This window comes from Actinospica durhamensis (assembly GCF_018139695.1).
In the GTDB taxonomy this organism is placed as follows: Bacteria; Actinomycetota; Actinomycetes; order Streptomycetales; family Catenulisporaceae; genus Actinospica; species Actinospica durhamensis.
Map to the genome: position 1 here is coordinate 12,949 of NZ_JAGSOG010000057.1, position 24,838 is coordinate 37,786.

General features: G+C 72.5%; 21 protein-coding genes. 19 read left to right on the forward strand and 2 right to left on the reverse strand.

The features are described 5' to 3' along the window. The first annotated feature begins 26 nt into the window (after positions 1-26). The 12 genes from KDL01_RS14030 to KDL01_RS14085 all read left to right on the forward strand — a co-directional run bounded on the left by KDL01_RS14030 (position 27) and on the right by KDL01_RS14085 (position 12,901). Positions 27-1,247 (forward strand): substrate-binding domain-containing protein, encoded by a 1,221-nt coding sequence (locus KDL01_RS14030; RefSeq protein ID WP_212528907.1) that lies wholly within the window; start codon positions 27-29, stop codon positions 1,245-1,247. 63 nt (positions 1,248-1,310) lie between these two features. Then, a complete protein-coding gene (locus KDL01_RS14035; protein ID WP_212528908.1) occupies positions 1,311-3,791 on the forward strand; it encodes an ATP-binding cassette domain-containing protein in 2,481 nt (826 codons plus the stop codon). Next, positions 3,788-4,762 carry an ABC transporter permease gene (locus tag KDL01_RS14040; protein WP_212528909.1) on the forward strand — a complete coding sequence of 325 codons (975 nt, stop codon included), beginning with the start codon at positions 3,788-3,790 and terminating at the stop codon, positions 4,760-4,762. Before KDL01_RS14035 ends, KDL01_RS14040 begins: the two co-directional genes overlap by 4 nt. 26 nt (positions 4,763-4,788) lie before the next feature. Further along, a complete protein-coding gene (locus tag KDL01_RS14045; protein WP_212528910.1) occupies positions 4,789-5,208 on the forward strand; it encodes a VOC family protein in 420 nt (139 codons plus the stop codon). Further along, positions 5,205-6,581 (forward strand): FAD-binding oxidoreductase, encoded by a 1,377-nt coding sequence (locus KDL01_RS14050; RefSeq protein WP_212528911.1) that lies wholly within the window; start codon positions 5,205-5,207, stop codon positions 6,579-6,581. Before KDL01_RS14045 ends, KDL01_RS14050 begins: the two co-directional genes overlap by 4 nt. A 38-nt stretch (positions 6,582-6,619) precedes the next feature. Continuing rightward, positions 6,620-7,933 (forward strand): histidinol dehydrogenase, encoded by a 1,314-nt coding sequence (gene hisD / locus KDL01_RS14055; RefSeq protein WP_212528912.1) that lies wholly within the window; start codon positions 6,620-6,622, stop codon positions 7,931-7,933. Then, on the forward strand, positions 7,930-8,700 hold the full coding sequence (locus tag KDL01_RS14060; RefSeq protein WP_212528913.1) for an SDR family NAD(P)-dependent oxidoreductase: 771 nt from the start codon (positions 7,930-7,932) through the stop codon (positions 8,698-8,700). Before hisD ends, KDL01_RS14060 begins: the two co-directional genes overlap by 4 nt. Before the next feature lie 49 nt (positions 8,701-8,749). After that, positions 8,750-9,892, forward strand: a complete 1,143-nt coding sequence (locus tag KDL01_RS14065; protein WP_212528914.1) for an FAD-dependent monooxygenase — start codon at positions 8,750-8,752, stop codon at positions 9,890-9,892. Further along, complete coding sequence (locus KDL01_RS14070; RefSeq protein ID WP_212528915.1) at positions 9,893-10,906, forward strand: amidohydrolase family protein; 1,014 nt, start codon at positions 9,893-9,895, stop codon at positions 10,904-10,906. A 41-nt stretch (positions 10,907-10,947) separates the two neighbouring features. Next, complete coding sequence (locus tag KDL01_RS14075) at positions 10,948-11,493, forward strand: GNAT family N-acetyltransferase (RefSeq protein ID WP_212528916.1); 546 nt, start codon at positions 10,948-10,950, stop codon at positions 11,491-11,493. After that, positions 11,490-12,089, forward strand: coding sequence for a hypothetical protein (locus KDL01_RS14080; protein ID WP_212528917.1), 600 nt, complete (start codon positions 11,490-11,492; stop codon positions 12,087-12,089). Before KDL01_RS14075 ends, KDL01_RS14080 begins: the two co-directional genes overlap by 4 nt. A 155-nt stretch (positions 12,090-12,244) precedes the next feature. Further along, positions 12,245-12,901 (forward strand): hypothetical protein, encoded by a 657-nt coding sequence (locus tag KDL01_RS14085; protein WP_212528918.1) that lies wholly within the window; start codon positions 12,245-12,247, stop codon positions 12,899-12,901. 7 nt (positions 12,902-12,908) lie between these two features. Here the strand turns inward: KDL01_RS14085 and KDL01_RS14090 are convergent, their stop codons facing one another. Together KDL01_RS14090 and KDL01_RS14095 are read right to left on the reverse strand one after the other, a co-directional pair. After that, positions 12,909-14,210 carry an amidohydrolase gene (locus KDL01_RS14090; protein WP_212528919.1) on the reverse strand — a complete coding sequence of 434 codons (1,302 nt, stop codon included), beginning with the start codon at positions 14,208-14,210 and terminating at the stop codon, positions 12,909-12,911. 96 nt (positions 14,211-14,306) lie between these two features. Then, entirely contained in the window at positions 14,307-15,419 is a 1,113-nt protein-coding gene (locus KDL01_RS14095) for a PP2C family protein-serine/threonine phosphatase (protein ID WP_212528920.1), read from the reverse strand. 273 nt (positions 15,420-15,692) lie between these two features. Between KDL01_RS14095 and KDL01_RS14100 the strand changes: the two genes are divergently transcribed. From KDL01_RS14100 to KDL01_RS14130, 7 genes are all read left to right on the forward strand, one after another. Beyond that, positions 15,693-16,757, forward strand: coding sequence for a LacI family DNA-binding transcriptional regulator (locus tag KDL01_RS14100; RefSeq protein WP_212528921.1), 1,065 nt, complete (start codon positions 15,693-15,695; stop codon positions 16,755-16,757). 143 nt (positions 16,758-16,900) lie between these two features. Further along, a complete protein-coding gene (gene araB, locus KDL01_RS14105; RefSeq protein WP_212528922.1) occupies positions 16,901-18,616 on the forward strand; it encodes a ribulokinase in 1,716 nt (571 codons plus the stop codon). Further along, positions 18,616-19,332, forward strand: coding sequence for an L-ribulose-5-phosphate 4-epimerase (locus KDL01_RS14110; RefSeq protein ID WP_212528923.1), 717 nt, complete (start codon positions 18,616-18,618; stop codon positions 19,330-19,332). Before araB ends, KDL01_RS14110 begins: the two co-directional genes overlap by 1 nt. After that, positions 19,329-20,831, forward strand: a complete 1,503-nt coding sequence (gene araA, locus KDL01_RS14115; RefSeq protein ID WP_212528924.1) for an L-arabinose isomerase — start codon at positions 19,329-19,331, stop codon at positions 20,829-20,831. Before KDL01_RS14110 ends, araA begins: the two co-directional genes overlap by 4 nt. Before the next feature lie 196 nt (positions 20,832-21,027). After that, positions 21,028-22,212: a substrate-binding domain-containing protein gene (locus KDL01_RS14120; RefSeq protein ID WP_212528925.1), complete on the forward strand. Its 1,185-nt coding sequence runs from the start codon at positions 21,028-21,030 to the stop codon at positions 22,210-22,212. A gap of 2 nt (positions 22,213-22,214) precedes the next feature. Then, a complete protein-coding gene (locus KDL01_RS14125; RefSeq protein ID WP_212528926.1) occupies positions 22,215-23,801 on the forward strand; it encodes a sugar ABC transporter ATP-binding protein in 1,587 nt (528 codons plus the stop codon). After that, entirely contained in the window at positions 23,798-24,823 is a 1,026-nt protein-coding gene (locus KDL01_RS14130) for an ABC transporter permease (protein ID WP_212528927.1), read from the forward strand. Before KDL01_RS14125 ends, KDL01_RS14130 begins: the two co-directional genes overlap by 4 nt. Positions 24,824-24,838 lie beyond the last annotated feature (15 nt).

Here is a 24,838-nt window from a genome sequence, read left to right on the forward strand (position 1 = left end):
CTCCTCCCAGTCAACGGAGACTGTCCATGAGAATCCCCTCCCGGCCGGTGGCCGGCCTGACCGCGCTCGCCCTGACCGCGGGCCTCGGCCTGTCCGCATGCTCCTCCTCGAAGAAGGCGAACGCCGCCGCGACGAGTTCCGCCGGCAGCAGCTGCGGCACCATACCGGACACCTCCCCGTCCGACCCGGACGGCGTGCTCGCCGCGCTCCCGAGCGATCTCAAGGCCCTGTACAACGGCTACTCGACCGCGGTGTACAAGAGCGCCTTCGCGAGCTGGAAGCCGTCTTCGAGCACGAACAAGACGGTCGGCCTGCTGCTGTCCGAGACGAACAACGGCTACCAGCTGGCGCTGCAGTCCATCCTCGAGGGCCAGCTCAAGGCGGCCGGCTACACGGTGGACGCGGTCACCTCCTCGGACCAGGTCACCGACCAGGTCGCCGACTTCAACCAGATGGTCGAGCAGAAGGTGGCCCTGATCGTCTACGAGCCGCTCTCCTCCTCGGCGTTCACCACGGCGGTCTCCACCGCCGCGACCGCCGGCATCCCCTCGATCTCGCTGATCAACTCGGTCGACAGCGCCGACACCGTGAGCCTGGGCGCCAACGACTGGCTGCAGGGCGCCGAGATGGCCCAGTACGTGGCCAAGGAGATCGGCGGCAGCGGCAAGGTCCTGGACGTGCACGGCATCTCCGGCGTGGGCATCGACACGGCGACCTACCAGGGCGTCAAGGCCGTGTTCGGGCAGTGCTCCGGCATCACCACGGACGACTCCATCTACGACCAGTTCGCCGACTCCACCGCGAAGAGCTCGGTGCAGACCTACCTGTCCACGCACCCGCAGAAGATCGCGGCGGCGATCACCTCCGGCGCCGGCGCCACCGGCGTGCTCGAGGGCTTCCAGGCCGCGGGCAAGACCGTGCCGATCATCGCGAACGACTCGATGGAGGACGGCCAGCTCGCCTACTGGTACCAGAACAAGAGCTCGTACAACGGTGTCGGTATCACCGCCACCCCGCCGCAGCTGGCCACCGCCGCGACCACGCTGGTCAAGGCACTGATGGCGGGCGAGGGCGTGAAGCTGTCCGCGGTCGTGCTCGACACCCCGCTGGTGACGAACGACAACGTCGCGGACTGGTTCACCTCCGACATGACCACGTCCTCGACCGGCAACGCGAGCGGCCCGAGCACGCTCGACGTGCTGCCGTCCACGGAACTCGACCAGGTCCTGTCGAACCCGGCCTCCTGAGCCGCGGCCCGAGCAGCTGACCCTTCCAGAATCGGACCGCGGGAACGAATGAGCACAGACACGATGACACTGCTGGCGGTCGAGGCACTGGCCAAGTCCTTCGGCCCCACCAAGGCGCTGCGCGCCTGCACGCTGGAGTTGCGCGCGGGCGAGGTGCACGCGCTGATGGGCGAGAACGGCTCGGGCAAGTCCACCCTGGTGAAGATCCTCTCCGGGGTGCACCGGCCGGACGCCGGGCGGATCGCGCTGGCCGGCGCCGCGGGCGCCGAGCCGGCCCCGGTGGCGCCGCGCGGACCGCGGGCGGCGATCGCCTCGGGCGTGGCCACCGTGTTCCAGGAGGTGCAGTGCGTTCCCGCACAGTCCGTGCTGGAGAACCTCTGGCTCGGCGTGGACGGGATCGTGCGCCGGGCCAAGGGGTCCGGCGCGGTCCCGGCCGGTCGGCGGCGGGAGCGCGCCACCGAGGTGCTCACCCGGCTGCTCGGGGCCTGCCCCGACCTCGACGCCCCGGCCGGCTCGCTCTCGCTGAGCGAGCGTCAGGCCGTGGCGATCGGCCGGTCGCTGCTGCGCGATCCGCGGGTGCTGATCCTGGACGAGGCCACCTCGGCCCTGGACGTGGCCACCCGGGACCGGCTGTTCGCCGCCTGCCGGGAGCTGACCGGGCGCGGCGGCTCGGTGCTGTTCATCTCGCACCGGATGGACGAGGTGGAGCAGATCGCCGACCGCGTCACGGTGCTGCGTTCCGGCGAGAGCGTGGGCACGCTCGAGCGGGAGCGGGCCGACATCGACACGCTGGTGCGGCTGATGACCGGCGGCGAGCAGCTGGTGGCGCGCGAGACCCGGGAGCGGGCCGAGCCCGGCGCCGTGCTGCTCGCGGCCGACGGGCTCGACCTGCGGGCCGGGGAGATCGTCGGCCTGGCCGGGCTCGAGGGCCAGGGCCAGGACGAGTATCTGCGGGCCCTGCGGGCGAAGGCGGACGCGGGCACCCGGGTGGCCGCGGTGGCCCGGGACCGCCGGGAGGAGTCGATCTTCCCGCCGCTGAGCATCCGGGAGAACTTCACCGCCGCCACCCTGCGCCGCGACGCGCGGGCCGGGCTGATCTCCACCGGACGGGCCAGGGAGCGGTTCGCCGCCTACCGGGAGCGGCTGAAGATCAAGATCGGCCGGGACTCCGACCCGATCACCACGCTCTCCGGCGGCAACCAGCAGAAGGTGGTGATCGCCCGGGCCCTGGCCGGGGATCCGCAGGTGCTGCTGCTCAACGACCCGACCCGCGGCATCGACATCGGCGCCAAGCACGACGTCTACGCGCTGCTGCGGGATCTGGCCGCCTCGGGCCTGGCGATCGTGATGCTCTCCACCGAGGTGGACGAGCATCTGGAGCTGATGGACCGGGTCCTGGTCTTCCGCGAGGGCGCCCCGGCCGCGCAGCTGCGCCGGGACGAGCTGACCCGGGCCGCGCTGGTGACCGAGTTCTTCGGTCCGGCGGCCGAACAGGACGCCGAGTCCGGACCCGAGAACACGGCCGGGCCGCAGAAGGCGTCCACGGCCCGAATATCAGAGCCCGCACCGACCTCGTTCGCCGCGCGGGCGGCCCGGCTCGCGGTGGAGCGCACCTGGGTGGTCCCGGCCGTGCTCGCGCTGGCGCTGCTGATCGCGAACGTCGCGGCCCAGCACAGCTTCCTGGAGTGGCACTCCTGGATCCTCACCTTCGCCGAGGTGGCCACCCCGGCGCTGGCCGCGATGGCCTCCACCCCGGCGATCCTGGGCGGGGGCGGCGGCATCGACATCTCCATCGCGCCGCTGTTCGTGTTCGTCTCCGTGGTCGTCGAGGTCATGCTGCTGGGCAACGGAATCGCCGGCGCGGCCGTGGTCATCCCGGTCGCGGTCCTGGTCGGCGCGGCGATCGGGGCGGTCAACGGGGCGCTGGTGAACTACGGCCGCTATCAGGCCGTGGTCGCCACGCTGTGTATGAACTTCATCCTCTCCGGCTTCGCGCTGGCCTACGCGCCGGCGCCGGCCGCCGGCACCACCGGCTGGCTGACCTCACTCGGCACCACGGTCGCGGGCATACCGGGCGGGCTGATCCTGCTCGCGGTGCCGCTGCTGGCCTGGTTCGGGCTCGGGCGCACCCCGTTCGTCAGGACCCTGTGCGCGGTCGGCGGCAGCGAGACCACGGCGTACACGGCGGGGGTGAACGTCCCGGCCGTACGCACCCTGGGTTACGCCCTCGGCGGGGCGATCGCGGGTCTGGCGGGCCTGGCGATCACCGCGCAGCTGCACCAGGCCGAGGCCGACACCGGCTTCGTCACCCCGTTCATCCTGCTGGCCATCGCCGCCGTCGCGCTCGGCGGGACCCCGCTGACCGGCGGACGCGGCAGCCTGTTCGGCTCGCTGCTCGGCGCCGCGGTGATCTTCCTGGTGGAGAACCTGCTCGGCGCGCTGCACATCTCCTCGTTCTGGTCCCAGGCCGTCTACGGCGCCACCCTCATCGCGGCCGTGCTCTTCGCCGCCCGCACCGCACGTTCCGGCAGGAGCAGCCGATGAACCGCCTCACCACCCTCCCGCACCTGCAGCGCAGGTATCCGCTGCTGCAGCTCGCCGTGCTGGTGCTGCTGGTGCTCGAGATCGGGCAGCGCGACGCCGACTTCAGCTGGGCCGACCTGTTCGCCCCGATCCTGCTGCAGGCCTCGTTCCTTGGGATCGCCGCGGCCGGGCAGACGCTGGTGGTCCTGGTCGGCGGCCTCGACTTCGCCATCGCGGCGTACATCGTCGCGGGCGACCTGCTGATCACCCACCTGGTCGGCAACGAGCACTGGAACTTCGCCGCCGCGGCGGCGCTGGTGGCCGCGATCTGCCTGGCCGGCGGCGGCTTCACCGGCTGGGTGTGCCACCGGTTCCAGCTCGAGCCGCTGGTGATCACGCTGGCGATGAGCTCGATCGTGGTGGGTGCGCTGGTGGGCACGAACACCACGCTGCTCAACGGTTCCGGCCCGGGCTGGCTGCAGACCTTCTCCCAGGCGAACGCGAAGACCTTCGGCCTGCCGGTCCCGCCGATCGTCGCGTTCTGGGTCGTGCTGGCCGCGGTGATCTCGATCGTGCTGCTGCGCACGCCCTGGGGCCGGGCGCTGTACCTGGCCGGCTCCGGACCGCGCGCGGCGGAGCTGGCGGGCGTGCGCACCCGCCGGGTGTGGACCGGCACGTACGCGGCCAGCGCGCTGCTCGCCGGCCTGGCCGGGGTCCTGCTGGCCGGGTACAGCACCGGCGGCGACACCAACGTGGGCAACACCTACCTGTTCCCCGGCCTGGCCGCGGTGATCGTCGGCGGCACCATGATGGGCGGGCGCGGGGACTACCTGCGCACCTGTCTCGGGGCCCTGATCGTCACCGCCCTCAACTTCCTGATCTCCGTGCTCGACATCACCTCGGCGGGCGCCCAGTCCATCGTCTTCGGCGCCCTGATCCTGCTGTTCGTCGCGTTCTACGGGCGCGAGCGGCGCCTGCGGGACCGGGTCTAGCACCAACAGAGAGAGAACCACCCATCATGCGACTGCATCACGCCGGGTTGTCCGTCCCCGACCTCGAGCGCTCCCTGGACTGGTACTGCCGGGCCTTCGACCTGAGCGAGGGCTACCGGTTCGAAGTCCCCTACATCGGCCTGCGCGGCGTGTTCGCGCTCGACCCGCACGGCGCGGGGGTGGAGCTGCTGGAGAAGTCCGGCGCGCTGCCCGGGGTCAACCGGGCCGACCCGCCCTCGGCCAACTCGGTGCACGGCTTCAACCACGTCTGCTTCGAGGTCGCGGACCTCGAGTTCGCCTACCTGCGGGCGCTCGCGGCGGGCGGCACCGAGGTCTGGGGCCCGCGCGACTCGCCCGAGCCGGGGGTGCGCATGGCGTACCTGTCCGACCTCGACGGCAATCTCATCGAACTGATCCAGCGCGGCGGACAGGCGGGCCCGGCATGAGCGAGACCTTGCAGGCCGGCCGCGCCACCCTCGAGGCCGCGGTGCGCGGCGAGGTGCACTGGCACGGTGGACCGGGCTACGAGCAGGCCAGGCTCGACTCGGTGTGGAACGCGCGCAAGCCCGCGGCGTACCCGGCCGTGATCGTGATCGCGGCGGACGACCGGGACGTGGCCGCGGCGGTGGACCACGCGCGTGAGCACGGGCTGAAGGTCACGGTGCGCTCCGGCGGCCACAGCTGGTACGGCATCCACCTGCGCGGCGACTGCCTGCTGCTGGATCTCTCGCGGCTGCGCGGGATCACCGTGGACCCGCAGGCCCGCACGGCGGCGGTCGGCTCGGGCGTGGTGGGGCTCGAGGTCTACGAGGCGCTGGCCGAGCACGACCTGTTCTTCCCGGTCGGGCACGGCCCGGACGTGGGGCTGGCCGGCTTCCTGCTCGGCGGCGGCTACGGCTGGAACTCCGGGCACCTGGGCCCGGCCTGCTTCTCCATCGCGGCGGTGGACGTGGTGACCGCGGCAGGCGAGTTCCTGTACTGCGACGAGACGCAGAACACGGACTTCCTCTGGGCCGCGCGCGGCGGCGGGCACGGCCAGTTCGCCGTGATCACCCGGTTCCACCTCAGGCTCTACCGGCCGCCGGGCGCGATCGTGCGCAGCGTGCAGGTCTACCCGAAGGACATGGCCGGCGAGGTGACCCGGTGGATGACCGAGGTCGGGCCGAAACTCGAGGACCGGGTGGAGTTCATCGCGATGGTGACGCCGCCGCCGATCCCCGGCTTCGAGGGCGCGGCCACGATCACCTCGGCCACGGTCTTCGCGGACTCCTTCGAGGAGGCGGTGGCCCTGCTCGCCCCGTTCGAGGACACGCCGTTCGCCGGGCGGGAGCTGCTGCGCGTCTCATACGACCGGACCGACATGCACAGCATGGGCCGGGAGGTCGAGCGCGAGACGCCCAAGGGCCGGCGCTACATCTGCGACAACATCTGGACCCGCGCCTCGGCCGAGGAGATCACCCCGCTGATCCAGCAGGCCGCCGACACCATGCCCAACCCCGAGTGCCAGATCTTCTGGTACTGGTGGGGCGCGGACCGTACCGCACCGCACGCGGCCTGGTCGGCGCAGGCCCCCTGGTACTACGCGGTCTACGGCATCGGCGCCGACCCCGCCCTCGACGCCGCGCACGACGCGTGGGTGGCCGGGTCGATCGCGGCCGTGGCGCACCTGTCCGCCGGCACCCAGTTCGCCGACTCCAACCTGGCCGGGCGCTTCGACGGCCCGCTGCGCGCGCCCCAGCTGGCCGAGATGGACCGGCTGCGCGCCCGGCACGACCCGGCCGGCGTCTTCCCCGGCTACCCGGGCGTATCCGGTTCCTGACACCATCCCCGATTCGAGAGTTCTGAGGCGGAAGCAGCATGGCACAGCGGTATCTCAAGGAGGCGGTCCCGGCCGCGCTGGTGGCCAAGGACCTGGCCGGGGTGCGCGAGACGGTGACCCGGGTGATCGCGGACATCCGCGAGCGCGGCGACGCGGCGGTGCGGGAGTACTCGGCCACGTTCGACAATTGGTCCCCGGAGTCCTTCCGGCTGAGCGGGGAGCAGGTCGCCGAGATCGTGGCGGGCGTGCCGGCGCAGGTGATCGAGGACATCGTCTTCGTCCAGGCCCAGGTGCGCCGGTTCGCCGAGGCGCAGCTGGCCTCGCTCGGCGAGGTGGAGATCGAGACGCTGCCCGGGGTCTTCCTCGGGCACCGGCACCTGCCGGTGCGCGCGGCCGGGGCGTACGTGCCGGGCGGGCGCTATCCGCTGACGGCCTCGGCGCACATGACCATCATCACCGCGAAGGTCGCCGGGGTGGAGCGGGTCGCGGCGTGCACCCCGCCGATCCGCGGGCAGATCCCGGCCGCCACCGTCGCCGCGATGCACCTGGCCGGCGCGGACGAGATCTACCTGCTCGGCGGCGTGCAGGCGGTGACCGCGCTGGCGCTGGGCACCGAGACCATCGGCCGGGTGGACCTGCTGGCGGGTCCCGGCAACGCGTACGTGGCCGAGGCCAAGCGGCAGCTGTTCGGCGAGGTCGGCATCGACCTGTTCGCCGGGCCCACCGAGATCCTGGTGATCGCGGACGAGCACGCCGATCCGGAGGTCGTCGCGGTCGACCTGCTCTCCCAGGCCGAGCACGGCCCCGACTCCCCGGCCATCCTGGTCACCACCTCGGCCGAGCTCGGCCAGAAGGTGCTCGGGTACGTCGAGCGGATCCTGCCCGGCATGTCCACCAAGGACTTCGCCGAGCCCGCCTGGCGCGACCACGGCCGGATCATCGTGGTCGAGGACCTGGACGAGGCCTTCGCCGTCGCCGACTCCTTCGCCGCCGAGCACGTCGAGGTGCTCACCGAGGACCCGCGGCAGGCGCTGGCGAAGATGCGCGACTACGGCGCCCTGTTCCTGGGCGAGGGCACCTGCGTCTCCTACGGCGACAAGGTCATCGGCACCAACCACGTGCTGCCCACCCGCGGCGCCGCCCGCTACACCGGCGGCCTGTGGGTCGGCAAGTACCTCAAGACCGTGACGTACCAGGAGGTGCGCGAGCCCGAGTCCAGCGCACAGCTCGGCGAGGTGTGCGGGCGCGCGGCGCGGGTCGAGCTGTTCGAGGGCCACGCCCGCTCCGGCGACGTGCGCGCCGCCAAGGTCCGCGGCACCCGCCCGGGCTGGCTGACCGAGGCGCTCGGATGAGCGAGCTCACCGAGAGGACCGCGCTGGTGACGGGCGCGGGCAACGGGCTCGGCCGGGCGATCGCGCTCGGCCTAGCCCGGGCCGGGGCCGAGGTCGTCCTGGTCGGGCGCACCCGCGCCACGCTCGAGGAAACCAGGGCACTGCTGCCCGACCCGTCCCTCGGCCGCGTCGCCGTGTGCGACGTCGCCGCCGAGGCCGAGGTGGCCGCGCTGCGCGAGGAGCTGGCCGAGCTCGAGATCGGCATCCTGGTCAACAACGCGGGCATCGGCGGCCCGGTCCGCCCGCTGGTGGAGATCGAGACCGCCGAGTGGGACGAGGTCTTCGACGCGAACGTGCGCAGCATCTTCCTGATGTGCCGCGCGTTCCTGCCCGCCATGACCGCCCGCGGACGCGGCGACGTGATCAACGTGGCCTCGGTCAGCGGCAAACGGCCGCTCACCCGGCGCACCCCGTATACGGCCTCGAAGATGGCCGTGATCGGGCTGACCCGGACCCTGGCCTTCGAGGTCGGACCGCTCGGGGTCTCCGTCAACAGCCTCTCCCCCGGTCCGTGCCGCGGGCCGCGGATGGAGCGCAACTTCACCCTCGAGGCCGCGGCCACCGGCAGCAGCTACGCCGAGGCCGAGGAGTCCTTCGTCTCCCGGGCCGCGCTGCGCCGGCTGGTGGAGCAGGACGAGGTGGCCGCGGCCGCCCTCGCCATGCTGCGCATGCCCGGGCTGTGCGGGGCCGACATCGACCTGTCCGCGGGCATGATCGCCCCGGCCTGAGCCCGACCGGGCTCGGCGGGGAACCGGAATTCATCGAAAGGAGCACGCCGTGGGCGTGTCGAAGGTACTGGTGGTCGGCGGTGGGATCACCGGCAGTGTGCTCTCGCTCGCTCTCGCCCGGCGCGGCGTGAGCGTCGAGCTGGTGGAGATCAGCCCGGTCTGGCACGGCGTCGGGCACGGCATCACCGTGCAGGGCAACGCGCTGCGGGCGTTCGAGCAGGTGGGCGTCGTGGACGAGATCCTCGAGCGCGGCGTGCCGTTCGACCGGATGCGGCTGCTCAAGGCCGACGGCGGCCTGATCGTGCAGGCGCCCACCCCGCGCACCGGCGGCCCGCACCTGCCCGCCACGCTCGGCGCGCTGCGCTCGGACATCCAGAACGTGCTGTGCGAGCGCATCTACGCCGCGGGCGTCACCGTGCGGCTCGGACTGACCGTCAGGGCCCTGGCCCAGGACTCACGGCAGGCGTACGTGGAGTTCAGCGACGGCAGCACGGGCAGCTACGACCTGGTCGTGGGCGCGGACGGGATCCGCTCGGCGATGCGCGGCATCATCGGCGTGGACGCCGCGCCGCAGCCGTCCGGGATGAGCATCTGGCGGGTGGTGGCGCACCGCCCGGCCACGATGGACTGCGCGGAGGTCTACTACGGCGGCCCGCGCTACAAGGCCGGCTACTCCCCCATCTCCGCAGACCAGTGCTACGCCTACATCCTGGACCAGGACGGCACGCTGGCCGAATTCGGCGGCGGCGAGGGCGGACGCACCGCCTGGGAGCTGATGTACGAACGCTCCGAAGGCTACGGCGGCACCTGGGGCGAGCTGCGGGAGACGATAGGTCCGGACTCGAACGTCTCGCACACCCGGATCGAGTGGCTGCTGGCCCAGGACCCGTGGTTCCGCGGCCGGGCCCTGGTCATCGGCGACGCCGCGCACGCCTGCCCGCCGCTGGTCGCCCAGGGCGCCGCGATGTGCGCCGAGGACGCGGTGGTGCTGGCCGAGATGGTCACCGGCGCCGTCCCGCTCGAGCGCGCGCTTCCCGCTTTCATGGCAAGGCGCTGGCCTCGGGTGGAGATCGTGGTGCGCAACTCGATGCAGCTGGTGCGCTGGGAGATGGACCTCGAGCCGCACACCGACCAGGACGTGGCCGACACCATGGGCGCGACCCTCGGCTTCCTCGCCGCGAGCGAGGCGTAGATGGGCGCGGCGGTTTCCGGCGACGCCCCGCGCGTCGTCGACGTGCACGGACACCTGCTCGTCCCCGAGGCGGGCCGGCTGGCCCAGGGCCACCCGCGCGAGGCGGCCGACGCGGCGGCCGAGCGCCTCGCGTTCAGCGCGCACAGCATCGAGGTCAACCAGAAGCAGATCGGGCGGCTGCTGCCGCAGCTCACCGAGGTCGAGCGCAGGCTGGCCGACCTCGACGCGTCGGGCGTGGACGTCCAGATCGTCGGCCCGATGCCGATGCACCGCTACTGGGCCGAGCCCGAGCTGGCCGAGCAGCTCACCCGCACGGTCAACGCGGCCGTGGCCGAGCACTGCGCCCAGGCTCCGGACCGGCTGGCCGGCCTCGGCACGCTGCCGTTGCAGCACCCTGACCTGGCCGTCGCCGAGCTCGAACGCGCCGTGAGGGAACTGGGCCTGAAGGGTGTGAGCGTCTCGACGAACGTGGACGGGCGGGAACTGGCGCACCCGGACTTCGACCCGGTCTGGCAGGCCGCCGCCGAACTCGGCGCCGTGGTGTTCATCCACCCGTGGGGCTGCTCGCTCGGCGCGCGTCTCGGCGCGAACTTCCTCGGCAACACCGTCGGGCAGCCGGTGGAGACCACGCTCGCGCTCTCCCACCTGATCTTCGGCGGCGTGCTCGACCGCCACCCGGACCTCAAGCTGCTCGCCGCGCACGGCGGCGGATATCTGCCCACGTACATAGGCCGCTCGGACCACGCCTGGGCCGAGCGCCCGGACGCCCGCGGCTGCCGGGAGGCCCCCAGCACATACCTGCGCCGGATCTGGTACGACGCGCTCGTCTACACGCCCACGGCGCTGCGCCACCTGGTCGAGGCGGTCGGCGATGACCGCGTGGCGGTGGGCAGCGACTACCCCTTCGACATGGGGGTCACCGACGGCCCGGCGCGCGTGCGGGCCGCCGGGCTCGACGAGGCGGCGACCGCGCGGATCCTCGGCGGCAACGCCGCCGCGCTGTTCGGCCTCTGATCCGCGCTCATCCCCCGATCCACGTGTGCGAAGATCGGGGGATGAGCGCGGTGACGATCCCGAGGGTGAGCCTGCGGCCGCTCCAAGCCGCCGACTGGCCGACCGTACACGGCTGGGCGAGCCGTCTTGAGGCCTGCCGGTACCAGCCCTGGGGGCCCAACACCGAGGACGAGACCCGCGCGTTCACCACCGAGGCCGCGGCCGCCTGGGATGTCAGGCCCCAGACACGCTTCGGCTACCTCGCGCTGACCGGGGACGGGGGCGGCCGGGCCGTCGGCCAGGGCGAGGTGCACGTGCGCCAGGCCGCGCACCGCCACGGCGAGATCAGCTACGGCGTGCACCCCGACCTGTGGGGCCGCGGCTACGGCACGGCGCTCGCCCGCGCCCTGCTCGCCGTCGGCTTCGGCGAGCTCGGCTTCCACCGGATCACCGCGACCTGCAACCCGCTCAACCTCGGCTCCGCCCGGGTGCTGGCCAAGGCGGGGTTGCGCTATGAGGGACGGATGCGCGAAGTCATGATGACCCGGGACGGCTGGCGCGACTCGTCGTTCTACAGCATCCTCGAGAACGAATGGGCCGCCCGGTGACCGTGCCCGAGGTTCCGCTCGGTCCCGCCGAGTTCCAGCTCATCGTGCTGCGGCGGATGGCCGACTACCAGCCCGAACTCGTCGAGGACGCGCGCCGCCGGCTCGGCTTCTCCGCCACCGACATGCGCGCCGCCAACGCGCAGTGGCAGCGGATGCTGCACAGCAAGTACTCGCGCGGACCGGTCGGGTCGCTGCGCAGCGTGCTCGGGGAACCGGCGGAGTCGGCCGAGCGCAAGATCGGGGATCTGACCTGCTACGCGCTGCAGTGGTCGCTGCCGCTGTGGCCCGAACTGCGCTTCGAGGCGATGACCGGGCCCGGCGGCATGCTGCTGACCGAGCACTTCGTGCGCGCCCCGGGCGCCAGGCGTCCGGTGCTGCGGCGGTTCGGGGACGCGCGGCCGTGGTCCTGCGTACTCGGCGACGTCGCCACCGCCTTCGGGCCGCTGCGCCACCTCGAGGGTTCCGCGCCCACCAGGGACCTGGCACTCGCCCAGGTCCCGGACGATCCGGACGCCCCGGACGCGGGCAGCACCACGATCGCCTTCGAGTTCGTCTACGGCCTGCTGCAGACGGCCCGCGTGTACGTCCGACCTTGAGCCATGGTGCTTATGCTCGGGGCTCAGTGATGTGCCACTGGGCGACCGAAACGTATCATTCGGCTTGACCTTGGCCCATTCCCCGTTCCCACAATCGGGCAACGGGGAATAATGCCCCTGTTTTCCGCGTCAGCGGAACTACCAGGGAGGGGTATATGGATCTTACCAAGCTGGGGCGCACCGAACAGGTGCTCTCGGCCGCCGGCCTGCTCGCGTTCATCTTCAGTTTCCTGCCGTGGTATTCCGGCACGATTCTGGGCGTGTCCGGCAGCAGTGACGCGTGGCAGACCCCGAGCGGCTTCAACGACTGGTTCCCGGTCCTGTTGCTGCTGATCTACGGGGTGGTGCTGTTCCTGCCCGCGGTCGGCGTCGCACTCAACGTCCCGCTGCTGGCCAGTGCCGCCAACCGCGCGTTCATCGGCCTGGTCCTTTCGGCACTGGGCGTGCTGCTCTGGGCCATCCAGGGACTGACTTACCCGAGCCTTTCGGACCTGACCGGCGGCCTCGGCTCGCTCGGCGGGACCGTGACCGGGTCGGTGGGCCCGGGCTGGGCCTACTACGTGGTCCTGGTGATCGGTCTGGCCGCGGGGGTCCAGAGCTACCTGGGCTTCACGCAGGCGGGCGGTTCGCTGGCGCGGGTGGGCGCCGCGTTCAAGGCCCGTTCGCAGGCCGTGGCGCAGCAGCCGAGCCAGCCGTACGGCGTGCCGCAGCAGCCGTGCCAGTACCCGGCGCCGGAGCAGCCGGCCTACGGTGACCAGCCGCAGCCGCCGCAGCCGCCGTACGGACAGCAGCAGCCGCCGACCGGCTCCTGATCGGCCGTCAGTTCCCCGTCACGAGGCGGCCGGCCAGGTGGTCGGCCGCCACGTGCGCGTGCAGGCGCACCCCGGTGGCCAGGGTGTCGTCGTCCACGTAGAAGCCCGGGTTGTGGTTGAACACCGCGCCGCGCCCGCCGGGGGTGGGCACCGGCGTTCCGTCCGGGTCGAATGCGAGGTCTTGCACGCCGAGCACGACGTAGAGCCCGCCGAAGCGGTTGACGAACTCGGAGACGTCGTCGTAACCGAGGGTCGCGGGGGTCGAGACCACCTTCTCCTCGCCGACCACGCGGCGGAAGGTGGGCAGCGCCGCCTCCACCCAGGCCGGGGCGTTGTGCACGGCCGGCACGTCCTGGAGGTACTCGACCACGGCCGTGCAGTGGTACGCCGCGGCGCTGTGCTCGGCCAGCGTGGCCAGCCGCTTCTGCGCCTCGCCCATGTCCGACTCCTCGGCGCAGCGGATGGTGCCCCAGAGCGTGACCGTCTCGCCGATGATGTTGAACCGGCCCACGTCCTCGACGTGGCCCAGGCTCACCGTGACCGGGTCGAAGGCGCTCAGCTGCCGGTAGATCTGGCCGATGCCGGTCAGCACCGCCCCGGCCGCGGGCATCGGGTCCACCCCCTGCCACGGGGTCGAGCCGTGCACCTGCATCCCGGTGATCAGGATCCTGACGAGGCAGGAGGCGCCGAACTGGTTGCCCACCCGGTACCCGAGCACGCCCTTGGGCAGCGGCGCCACGTGCAGGCCGAAGACCATCGTGGGCGCCGGGTGGTCCAGCGCGCCCTCGGCCAGCATCGTGCGCGCGCCGCCCGGCTCGGCCACCGGCGGACCCTCCTCGGCCGGCTGGAAGACGAAAAGGACCGTGCCGGCGAGCCGGTCGCGCACCTCGGCCAGCACGGTGGCGGCGCCGAGCAGCATCGCGGTGTGGGCGTCGTGGCCGCAGGCGTGCGAGACCGGGAACGGGCCGCCGGGGTAGTCGATGTCGACGACGTGCGAGGCGAACTCGGCCCCGCACAGGTCCCGCACCGGCAGCGCGTCGATGTCGGCCCGCAGCGCCACCACCCGGCCCTCGCCCCCGCCGGAGCGCCCGCCGCCGCGCAGCACGCCGACCACGCCGTGTCCGGCGATGTCGGTGCGCACCTCGTCGAGGCCGAGCGAGCGCAGGTGCCGGGCGATCAGCGCGGCCGTCTCGCTCTCCCGGTTGGACAGCTCCGGATGCCGATGCAGGTGCTGGCGCCAGCCGATCACCTGGTCGGTGCCGGCCGCGGCGGCCCGGTCCAGCGCGGCGTACAGGTCCTCGTCGGCCATGGCGGGCTCCGCTTCGTCGCGTGGTACTGGTACGTACGGTCCGTCCGACCGTAAGCGCCCGAGCGCCCGGGCCGCCGCCGGAGTGCGCCGGACGGGCTATCCGGCCGTGATCGCCCGGCCCGGGTTCCTACTCACGCTGAGGATGGCGATGTCGTCGGCCTGGCCGCCGCGGGAGAACTGCACCAGGTCGTCGCGCAGGGCCTCGGGGACGCGGTCGGGCATCAGGTGCTCGGCCATCTGCACCGCGCGCTCGGTCGGGTAGAACTCGCCGCGGCGGGTGCGCGCCTCGGTCAGCCCGTCGGTGTAGAGCAGCAGCGACTCGCCCGGCCGCAGCTCGAACCCGCTGGCCGAGCGCGGCCCCCGGACCAGGTCGGCCAGGCCGAGCGGCAGGCCGTTGTCCGGGAACTCCACGAACCGCGGACCGCCGGGCCGGCCGAGCAGGATCGGCGGCAGGTGGCCGCAGTTGATCGCCTCCACGTGGGTGCGCCGGTCCGCGTCGAGGTGCAGGATCAGCGCGGTGGCGAAGCGCTCGCCGCCGCCGGAGCGGGCGGCGAAGGTGTTGTGCCGCACCACGGCCGACTCCAGCGCGTCGACCACCCCGGCCAGCTCCGCCTCGCGGTAGGCCGCCTCGCGGAAGGCCCCGATGATGCCGAAGGCGGTGCCGATCGCGGGCAGGCCCTTGCCCTGTACGTCGCCGATCAGCACCCGGGTGCCGTACGGGCTCGCCACCACGTCGTACACGTCCCCGCCGACCAGCTTGTCCTCGTGCATGGGCTCGTAGACGCCGTCGACCACGACCTCCGCGGTGCGCTGCGGCAGCGGCGCGAGGATCTCGCGCTGCATCGCGGTCGCGGTGATCCGCAGCCGGGCCATCTCCCGCTCCCGGGTGGTGCGGTGGTGGCAGACGTACACCGCCGCGACACACAGCAGGAAGGTCAAGATGACCAGGAAGTAGGCGTCGGAGCTGTGCGGGTCGGGGAAGTACAGGGCCGAGGCGAGGGTGGCGCCGAAGACCCAGGAGGCCACGAACACGGTCTGGCGCACCGTGCCCACCCCGGCCAGGATGCCGGGCAGGAACGCGAGCAGGCCCACCAGCCGCACTTCGTTGCCCACCGCCACGCCCATCCCGAGCAGCACGGTCGTGAGCACGATCGTCCAGGTCAGCATGGTCGGCAGGGCCGGCGGCCGGGTCGGGTCTGGTTCGGTCATAACGTACGGATCGTAGCCGAACGGACACGGCCGCAGCCCGGTCTCGGCCCGCCGCGTGTCGGCCCGCTGATGATCGTACCCTGATTCACCCGGGCCCGGCCGGGGCTCGGCTCGGGCCCGTGACGGCCGCGTCGGGTCCCGCCGGGCGGTGGCGAAATCGGAGTGAATCGGGCCACATCCCCCCGCTCGGAGCCCCTCCGAACGGTCACGGAAGCATCTCGGCGGGCGCGGCGAGGGTTGACGCGCAGAAATGTTTGCGTTATCAATTCTCCCATGCAGTCCACAGGGAGCGGCCGAGCGCCGGTGATGGCCGATGTCGCCCAGGCGGCCGGGGTCTCGCACCAGACGGTCTCCCGGGTGCTCAACGACCACCCGAACGTCAAGCCGGCCACCCGCGACCGCGTGCTCGCCGCCATCAGGGAGCTGGGATACCGGCCCAACGTGGCGGCGCGCGCCCTGGTCACCCGGCGCACCAGGACCCTGGGCGTGGTCAGCTTCAACACCACGCTCTACGGCCCCGCGTCCATGCTCTACGGGATCGAGCAGGCTGCCAAGGACCTCGACTACTTCGTCGCGGTGGCCGCCCTCGCCGCCCTGGACCGCCGCTCCGTACTCGACGCCGTGGACCGGCTGCGCGACCAGGCCGTGGAGGGCCTGATCGTGATAGCGCCGCAGACCAGCGCGGTCAACGCGCTCTCCCAGGTGCGTTCGGACCTGCCGCTAGTCGCGGTCGGCTGCGGCACCCACGCCGCGCTCAGCTCGGTCGCGGTGGACAACGAGGCCGGCGCCGAGCGCGCCACCTCCTACCTGCTCGACCTCGGGCACCGCACCGTGCACCACGTGGCCGGGCCGCGCAGCTGGCTGGACGCGCAGGAGCGCGAGGTCGGCTGGCGCCGGGCCCTTTCGGCCCGCGGCGCGGCCCAGCCCGAGCCGTTCGTCGGCGGGGACTGGTCCTCGCGCACCGGCTACGAGCTCGGCCGCGAGCTCGCCGCCCGCGCGCACGACCCGCGGGACCCGATCACCGCCCTGTTCTGCGCCAACGACCACATGGCCCTCGGCCTGCTGCGCGCCGTGCAGCAGGCCGGACTGCGGGTCCCCGAGGACCTGAGTCTGATCGGCTTCGACGACATCCCCGAGGCCGAGTACTTCGGCCCCCCGCTGACCACCATCCGACAGGACTTCGACGAGCTCGGACGGCGTGCGCTCGGCACGCTGATCGAGCTGGTGGACCTCAACGCCGGCGGAGGTCCGGCCCCGCGCAACGCGCCGCGGGTGACCATCGGCCCCGGCCTGGTCGTGCGCGCCTCCACCGCCCCACCGCGGGCCGGGGCGGCCTGACCGGCTCCGGCCGCTCCCGCACCCCGCCCGCCGCCGCGTCCACCGCGGCCCGCCGCACGTCGGCGGCCCTGCCCCAGGGTCGCCGATCCGACGATGCACCTGCTCCACCGCTGGAAGGACCTCGAGGATGAGAACGGCCGGTCATGATTGTTAACGCTCACACCCAACGTGTTGATGAAGGTATTGACGTGGCGGACGACGCCTGCGTGATCGGAGTCGACTACGGCACACTCTCCGGGCGCGCGCTGGTGGTGCGGGTGTCCGACGGCGCCGAGCTCGGCAGCGCGGTGCAGCCCTACCGGCACGCGGTGATGGAGCGCACGCTCCCGGCCAGCGGCGCTCCGCTCCCGCCGGACTGGGCCCTGCAGGACCCCGACGACTACCGCGACGTGCTGCGCACCGCGGTGCCCGCCGCGCTGGCCGCCGCCGGCGTCAAGCCCGAGCAGGTCGTCGGCATCGGCGTCGACTTCACCGCGTGCACCGTGCTTCCGACCCTGGCCGACGGCACCCCGCTGTGCGAGCTGACGCCCTATCGGAACCGGCCGCACGCCTACGTCAAGCTGTGGAAGCACCACGCCGCCCAGCCGCAGGCCGACCGCATCAATGCCCTGGCACACGAGCGCGGAGAGAAGTGGATCGGGCGCTACGGCGGCAAGATCTCCTCCGAGTGGGAGTACGCCAAGGGCCTGCAGCTGCTCGAGGAGGACGCCGAGCTCTACCACAGGGCCGAGCGCTGGATCGAGGCCACCGACTGGATCACCTGGCAGCTGACCGGCGAGGAGAGCCGCAACGCCTGCACCGCCGGGTACAAGGGCATCCTGCAGGACGGCGAGCGCCCGGGCGCGGAGTACCTGGCCGCGCTCAACCCCGACTTCGCCGGCTTCACCGCCAAGCTCGAGTTCCCCGTCTCCGCGCTCGGGGACAGGGCCGGCTCGCTGTGCGAGGCCGCGGCCGGGTGGACCGGCCTGCCCGCCGGGATCGCCGTGTGCGTCGGCAACGTGGACGCGCACGTGACCGGCCCGGCCGTGCAGGGCGTCGAGCCCGGGCAGATGGTCGCCATCATGGGCACCTCCACCTGCCACATCGTCAACGGCGGCCCCAGCGACGAGGGCGCGGGACCGGCGGACGTGGCCGGCATGTGCGGCGTCGTGGACGGCGGCATCATCGCCGGACTGTGGGGCTACGAGGCCGGGCAGAGCGGCGTGGGCGACATCTTCGCCTGGTTCGTCGAGCGCTACAGCTCCCCCGCCCTGGTCGCCGAGGCGGCCGAGCGCGGCGTGAGCCTGCACGAACTGCTCACCGAGCAGGCCGCGGACCACGAGGTGGGCGCGCACGGCCTGGTCGCGCTGGACTGGCACAGCGGCAACCGCTCGGTGCTGGTGGACCACAGCCTCTCCGGCGTGATCGTGGGACTGACCCTCGGCACCGCGCCGCACGAGATCTACCGGGCGCTGCTGGAGTCCACCGCGTTCGGCACCCGGGTGATCGTGGAGGCGCTGGAGGCCGGCGGGGTGCCGGTGACCGAGTTCATCGCGGCCGGCGGCCTGATCAAGAACAGCTTCCTGATGCAGATGTACGCGGACGTGCTGCGCCGCCCGGTCAGCCTGGCCGGCTCGGCCCAGGGCCCGGCGCTCGGCGCGGCCATCCACGCGGCCGTCGCGGCCGGGGCGTACCCGGACGTGGTGAGCGCGGGCGCGGCCATGGGCAGCCGGGTGGCCTCGGCCTACCTGCCGGACGAGGGCCGGGCCAAGGCCTATGACGCCCTGTTCGCCGAATACCTGACGCTGCACGACTACTTCGGCCGGGGCGGCAACGACGTGCTGCGCCGGCTGCACGAGATCAAGACGGGTGCCCACTGATGACCGACCGGTTCTCCCCCGAGATACGCGCCGCGATAGAAGCGGCCCGGGCCGATGTGTGCGCCCTGCACGCCTACCTGCCCAAGTCCGGCCTGGTCGCCTGGACCTCCGGCAACGTCTCGGCCCGGGTGCCCGGCGCCGACCTGATGGTGATCAAGCCCAGCGGCCTCGAGTACGAGGAGCTGACCCCGGCCTCGATGGTCGTGTGCGATCTGGACGGCGTGCTGGTCGAGGGCGACTACAAGCCCTCCAGCGACACCGGTTCGCACGCGTACGTCTACCGGCACCGCCCGGACGTCGGCGGAGTCGTGCACACCCACTCCCCCTACGCCACCGCCTGGTCCGCCCGCGGCGAGGCCATACCGTGCGTGCTCACCGCCATCGCGGACGAGTTCGGCGGCGACATCCCGATCGGGCCGTTCGCCCTGATCGGGGACGAGTCGATCGGCGCCGGGATCGTCGAGACGCTGGCCGGCAGCCGGTCCCCGGCCGTGCTCATGCGCAGCCACGGCGTCTTCACGATCGGTGCCAGCGCCCGCGCCGCGGTCAAGGCCGCGGTCATGGTCGAGGACGCCGCGCACACGGTCCACCTGGCCCGGGTGCTCGGCCCCGTCATCCCGCTGGACGAGGCCGACATCAAGGCCCTGAACGACCGGTACACGAACGTCTACGGCCAGCCCGGCCGTGCCGAGACCGCTAAGAACGGTGACTCATGACTCAGCGCACTGACAGCGTCGTGTGGTTCCTGACCGGGAGCCAGTCCCTCTACGGCGAGGACACGCTCCGGCAGGTGGCCGAACAGTCCGGCCGGATCGCCGCGCTGCTCGACGACGCCGGGCTGCCCGCGAAGGTGGTGTGGCGTCCGGTGCTCAAGGACGCCGAGGCGATCCGCCGGGCCTGCATCGAGGCGAACACGGACGAGACCTGCGCCGGCGTGATCACCTGGATGCACACCTTCTCTCCGGCGAAGATGTGGATCGGCGGACTGGACGCGCTGGACAAGCCGATGCTGCACCTGCACACGCAGGCCGACGCCCCGCTGCCGTGGGCGAGCATCGACATGGACTTCATGAACCTGAACCAGGCCGCGCACGGCGACCGGGAGTTCGCGCACATCCAGACGCGCCTGAACGTGCCGCGCAAGACCGTGGCCGGGCACGCCTCCGACCCCGCGGTGATCAGCCGGGTCGAGGACTGGGTCAGGGCCTGCCTCGCCCGCGCCGACCTGCGCTCGCTCAAGCTGGCCCGGTTCGGCGACAACATGCGCGACGTCGCGGTGACCGAGGGCGACAAGGTCGAGGCGCAGCTCAAGCTCGGCGCGTCGGTCAACACCTACGGCGTCAACGACCTCGTGGCCGTCGTCGACGAGATCGACGACGCCTCGATCGACGCCCTGGTGGCCGAGTACGAGGACTCCTACACCGTCGCCGCCGCGCTGCGTAAGGGCGGGGACCGGCACGACTCGCTGCGCTACGCCGCCCGGATCGAGGCGGGCCTGCGCACCTTCCTGACCGAGGGCGGGTTCGGCGCGTTCACCACCAACTTCGAGGACCTCGGCGGGCTGCGCCAGCTGCCCGGCCTCGCCGTGCAGCGGCTGATGGCCGACGGCTACGGCTTCGGCGGCGAGGGCGACTGGAAGACCGCGCTGCTGCTGCGGGCGCTGAAGACCGCCGCGGCCGGACGCCCGGGCGGCACCTCGTTCATGGAGGACTACACCTACCACCTCGAGCCGGGCAAGGAGCTCATCCTCGGCGCGCACATGCTCGAGGTCTGCCCCTCCATCGCCGCGGCCACCCCGTCCTGCGAGATCCACCCGCTGTCCATCGGCGGGCGCGAGGACCCGGTCCGGCTGGTGTTCGACGCCGCCCCCGGCCCGGCCGTGGTCGCGGGCCTGGCCGACCTCGGCGACCGGCTGCGCATCATCGCCAACGAGATCGACGTGGTCGCCCCGCCCGAGCCGCTGCCCAAGCTGCCGGTCGCCCGGGCCGTGTGGAGCCCGCGCCCGGACTGGCGCACCTCGGTCGAGTCCTGGCTCACGGCCGGAGCGCCGCACCACACGGTGTTCTCCACCGCCATCGGCATCGAGGTCCTGACCGACCTCGCCCGACAGCTCGGCGTCGAGCTGCTGACCATCGGGGCCGAGACCACCACCGCCCGGTTCGAGCAGGAGATCCGCTGGAACCAGGCCTACTACCGGCTGGCGCGCGGCTTCTAGCCGCCGCCGGCCCCACGAGCGCCCGCCGCCGCCGCACCGGCGGCGGGCTGCACCACCCACGCACCACCCGCACACCCACGCACCACCCCGTAAGGCCGCACCGCTGCACCACCAGCACAACGGCTCCACCCGCACACGAAATGAGAACGCGCACAACCCAGAGCACTTCAACCCTCACCTCGAAGGGCACTGATCAATGAGGATCACACGCACCCGCACGTTGGCCGCGGCCACCGCCGCGCTGCTCACCGTCACCGCTTCGGCCTGTTCGAAGTCCGGCGGCGGCTCAAGCACCGACACCAGTGCGGCCGGCGCGACTGCGAGCATCGCCGCGTCCTGCTTCGCCAGCCCCAGCCCGCTCCCGTCCGCCACCGGTGACGCCCTGCAGGGCTCCGTCACCTTCAACGACGCCAACCTCACCGCGCTCGACAACGCGCTGGCCTGTGCCCTCAAGGGCCACAGCCTCTCGAACGTCAACGTCGCGATGGTCGTCAATGTGGCGGCAGACTACTGGAACGCCGGCAAGACCGGGTTCCAGGCCGGCTGCACCGCACTGGGCATCAGCTCTTCGAACTGCACCTACTTCGCCCCGCCGGACGGCACCCTGACCGAGCAGGACACCGAGCTCGAGACCCTGCGCGGCAAGGGCATCACCGGCTACTCCATCTCCGCGATCGACCCGGCCTCGGCGAAGAACGCCATCGCCACCGACGTCGCCAACGGCCTGTTCGTGCTCGCCATCGACTCGCCGCTGCCCGGCACCGACGCGGCCGGCCTGTACCTCGGCACCCCGAACACCGAGGCCGGCTACCAGGCCGGCCTGGCCATGAAGGCGGCCCTGAACGGCACCGGCGACGTGGCCGTCCTGGTCGGCTCGCTCACCGCCGCCAACGCCACCGAGCGCATCGCCGGCTTCAAGCAGGCCCTGGCCGGCACGAACATCAAGGTGACGGTCACCGAGAACGACAACCTCTCGGCCGCCACCGCCCAGTCCGACGCCGAGACGATCCTGGCCAACAACCCGGACGTCAAGGGTCTGTACGGGGTCTACTCCTACGACGGCCCGGCCCTGGCCAAGGCCGTCACCACGGCGAAGAAGACCGACGTCAAGATCGTCTGCGACGACAGCGACCCGGCCACCCTCAGCGCCGTGCAGTCCGGCGTCATCTCCGCCACGGTGGTGCAGATGCCGTACTACCAGGGCTACACCGGGGCGTACATCATGGCCGCGATGAAGGTCCTGGGCAAGACCGCGACCATGCAGCTGATCCAGCCCTTCCTGGAGACCGACGGCAGCACCCTGAGCTCCGGGGTGGGCGTGGTCACGCAGGCGGACTACTCGGCCTACACCTCGCTCGAAAGCCAGCTGGGAATCGGCTGACGATGATCGTGGAACCGACTCCGCAGAAGTCGGCGCCCGCCCTCGGCCGCGCGGTCATCGCGCGGCTGAGGGGGGTGCACAAGACCTACGGCCCGGTGCGCGTGCTCGACCTGCCCGAACTCGACCTCTACGCCGGCGAAGTCGTCGGCGTGGTCGGGGAGAACGGTGCGGGCAAGTCCACGCTGATGGGCACCCTGGCCGGCTCAGTGCGCCGCGAAGGCGGCGAGATCGAGATCGAAGGGCACGCGCTGCCGCCGGGCTCCACCGCGGAGTCGGCACGGCTCGGCGTCGCGCTGGTCTCCCAGGAGTTCCCGCTGGTCGGACAGCTGTCCGTGGCGGAGAACCTGCTGCTCGGACGGCGCCCGACCGGCTCGCGCCGGCGCGTGCTGGTGGACGGCCCGGCCCAGCGCCGGGCCGCCGAGGCCATGCTCACCGCCATCGGCCTGGCCCCGGGCGCGATCCCGGTCCGCCGCCAGGTGCGCAGCCTCCCGGTCCCGGCCCGGCAGCTGATCGAGATCGCCAAGGGCTGGGGCCGCGCGCCCAGGCTGCTGATCCTGGACGAGCCCACCTCCTCGCTCGGCCCGGTCGAGGCCCGGCTGGTGCTCGACCTGGCCCGCCGCGCGGCGGATCAGGGTTCGAGCGTGCTGTTCATCGGGCACCGGCTGGACGAGGTCCGGGAGGTCTCCGACCGGATCGTGGTGCTGCGCAACGGCAGGCTGGTGGCCGACCTGGCACCGGACGAGGCCACCGAGGAGCGGCTGATCCGGGAGATGGTGGGGGCCGAGGTCGCGCACAGCGCGCCCAAGACCTTCTCCACCGCCAACCCCGTACTGCTCTCGATCGAGGGCCTGACCGCCGAGGGCCTCGGCCCGGTGGACCTGACCGTGCGCGAGGGCGAGATCCTCGGCATCGCGGGTCTGATGGGCTCGGGCCGCAGCAGGCTGATCCACACGGTGGCCGGCGCGCAGCCGTCCACCGGCGGCTCGATGCACCTGAGCGGCAAGGCGTACGCGCCGCGCCGCCCCGGGGACGGCACCGACGCGGGCATCGCGATGATCCCGGAGGACCGCAAGCTGCAGTCGCTGGTGCTGTTCGCCCCGATCAAGGAGAACGTGACCCTGGGCATCCTGCGCCGGATCAGCAGCCGCGGCGTGGTCGGGCCGCGCAAGGTGCGCGGCGAGGCGAAGGCCATCACCGCCAACGTCAAGGTCCGGATGCAGTCGGTGGACCAGCCGATCGGGTCCCTGTCCGGCGGCAACCAGCAGCGGGCGATCTTCGGCCGGGCGTTCTCCACCTCGCCCCGGCTGCTGCTGCTCGACGAACCCACCCGCGGCGTCGACGTCGGCGCCAAGGCGGAGATCTACGAGCTGATCGACCGCACGGTCGCGCAGGGCACGGCGGTGGTCGCGGCCTCCTCGGAACTCGAGGAACTGCTGTGGATCTGCCACCGGATCGCGGTGATGCACCGCGGCCGGGTCGCCGCCGTGTTCGACCGCGCCGACGCCACCAAGGAGAACATCATGACCGCCGCGGCCACCGGCGCCGCGCCCATCCTGCCCGCCTCCCGAGCGAACGGAAGCACCTCGTGAGCGCCTCGACCCTGTCCCCCGCGCCGGCTCCGACCGGCGCGGCCGCCGCCTCGCGCGGCCCGAGCCTGCTGCGCCGGCTGGCGGCCACGCCGGAGGCCGGCGTGATCCTGGCCTGCGTGGTGGCCTTCATCGTGTTCGCGGTCGCCGCGCCGACCTACTCCAGCACGCCCAACATGCAGGTGATGGGCCGAGACCTGGCCCAGTTCGGCATCCTGGCGATCGGCGAGTCCTTCGTCATCCTGACCGGCGGGATCGACCTGTCGGTCGGCGGCCTGGCCGGCCTGTCCGGCATCCTGGTCGGCTGGTTCAGCGTCACCCACGGGATACCGGCCCCGCTGGCCATCCTGCTGACACTGCTGATCTGCGCCGGCATCGGGTACTGGCACGGCTCGATGGTCAACCGGCTCAACGTCCCGCCGTTCGTGATCACCCTGGTGACCTTCACGATCTGCAAGGGCCTGGCCCTGTCGATCACCGGCGGCACCCCGATCACGAACCTGTCGAACATCTTCGGCGACTTGTCGCTGTACTACGTCGGCCCGGTGCCGATCCCCGCGATCATCTTCGTGGGCGTGGCCGTCGCGGCCTGGTTCGCGTTGGAGCGTACGTACATCGGCCGGCAGATCTACGCGGTCGGCGGCAACCTGGAGGCGGCCCGGCTGGCCGGCATCCCGGTGGCCCGCCGGCGCACCACCGCGTACGTCACCAGCTCGGTCCTGTCCGGCGTCGTCGGCATGCTGATCATCGGCCGCCTCGGCGTCGCGGACCCCTCGATCGCGGGCACCGGCTACGAACTGACCGCGATCGCCGCGGCCGTCGTCGGCGGAGTGTCGCTGTTCGGCGGCGAGGGCAGGATCGTCGGCATCGCGGCGGGAGCGATCCTGCTGGAACTGATCAGCCAGGGCCTGCTCTCGCTGAACGTCAACACCTACTACCTGACCGTCGCCCAGGGCGTCGTGCTCGGCGTGGCGATCCTGGCCGACCGGCTGCGGGCCAAGTTCTTCGGCACCGGCCGAAGTTAGCCCCGTCCCATCCCC

Bases quoted from the DNA above. Each gene is read 5' to 3' on its own strand.
- KDL01_RS14035 (WP_212528908.1), top strand. From the start codon at position 1,311: ATGACACTGCTGGCGGTCGAGGCACTGGCCAAGTCCTTCGGCCCCACC.
- KDL01_RS14075 (WP_212528916.1), top strand. From the start codon at position 10,948: ATGAGCGCGGTGACGATCCCGAGGGTGAGCCTGCGGCCGCTCCAAGCC.
- KDL01_RS14090 (WP_212528919.1), bottom strand. From the start codon at position 14,210: ATGGCCGACGAGGACCTGTACGCCGCGCTGGACCGGGCCGCCGCGGCC.
- KDL01_RS14040 (WP_212528909.1), top strand. From the start codon at position 3,788: ATGAACCGCCTCACCACCCTCCCGCACCTGCAGCGCAGGTATCCGCTG.
- KDL01_RS14095 (WP_212528920.1), bottom strand. From the start codon at position 15,419: ATGACCGAACCAGACCCGACCCGGCCGCCGGCCCTGCCGACCATGCTG.
- KDL01_RS14050 (WP_212528911.1), top strand. From the start codon at position 5,205: ATGAGCGAGACCTTGCAGGCCGGCCGCGCCACCCTCGAGGCCGCGGTG.
- KDL01_RS14125 (WP_212528926.1), top strand. From the start codon at position 22,215: ATGATCGTGGAACCGACTCCGCAGAAGTCGGCGCCCGCCCTCGGCCGC.
- KDL01_RS14110 (WP_212528923.1), top strand. From the start codon at position 18,616: ATGACCGACCGGTTCTCCCCCGAGATACGCGCCGCGATAGAAGCGGCC.
- araB (WP_212528922.1), top strand. From the start codon at position 16,901: ATGATTGTTAACGCTCACACCCAACGTGTTGATGAAGGTATTGACGTG.
- KDL01_RS14030 (WP_212528907.1), top strand. From the start codon at position 27: ATGAGAATCCCCTCCCGGCCGGTGGCCGGCCTGACCGCGCTCGCCCTG.
- hisD (WP_212528912.1), top strand. From the start codon at position 6,620: ATGGCACAGCGGTATCTCAAGGAGGCGGTCCCGGCCGCGCTGGTGGCC.
- KDL01_RS14120 (WP_212528925.1), top strand. From the start codon at position 21,028: ATGAGGATCACACGCACCCGCACGTTGGCCGCGGCCACCGCCGCGCTG.
- KDL01_RS14045 (WP_212528910.1), top strand. From the start codon at position 4,789: ATGCGACTGCATCACGCCGGGTTGTCCGTCCCCGACCTCGAGCGCTCC.
- KDL01_RS14100 (WP_212528921.1), top strand. From the start codon at position 15,693: ATGCAGTCCACAGGGAGCGGCCGAGCGCCGGTGATGGCCGATGTCGCC.
- KDL01_RS14070 (WP_212528915.1), top strand. From the start codon at position 9,893: ATGGGCGCGGCGGTTTCCGGCGACGCCCCGCGCGTCGTCGACGTGCAC.
- araA (WP_212528924.1), top strand. From the start codon at position 19,329: ATGACTCAGCGCACTGACAGCGTCGTGTGGTTCCTGACCGGGAGCCAG.
- KDL01_RS14085 (WP_212528918.1), top strand. From the start codon at position 12,245: ATGGATCTTACCAAGCTGGGGCGCACCGAACAGGTGCTCTCGGCCGCC.
- KDL01_RS14060 (WP_212528913.1), top strand. From the start codon at position 7,930: ATGAGCGAGCTCACCGAGAGGACCGCGCTGGTGACGGGCGCGGGCAAC.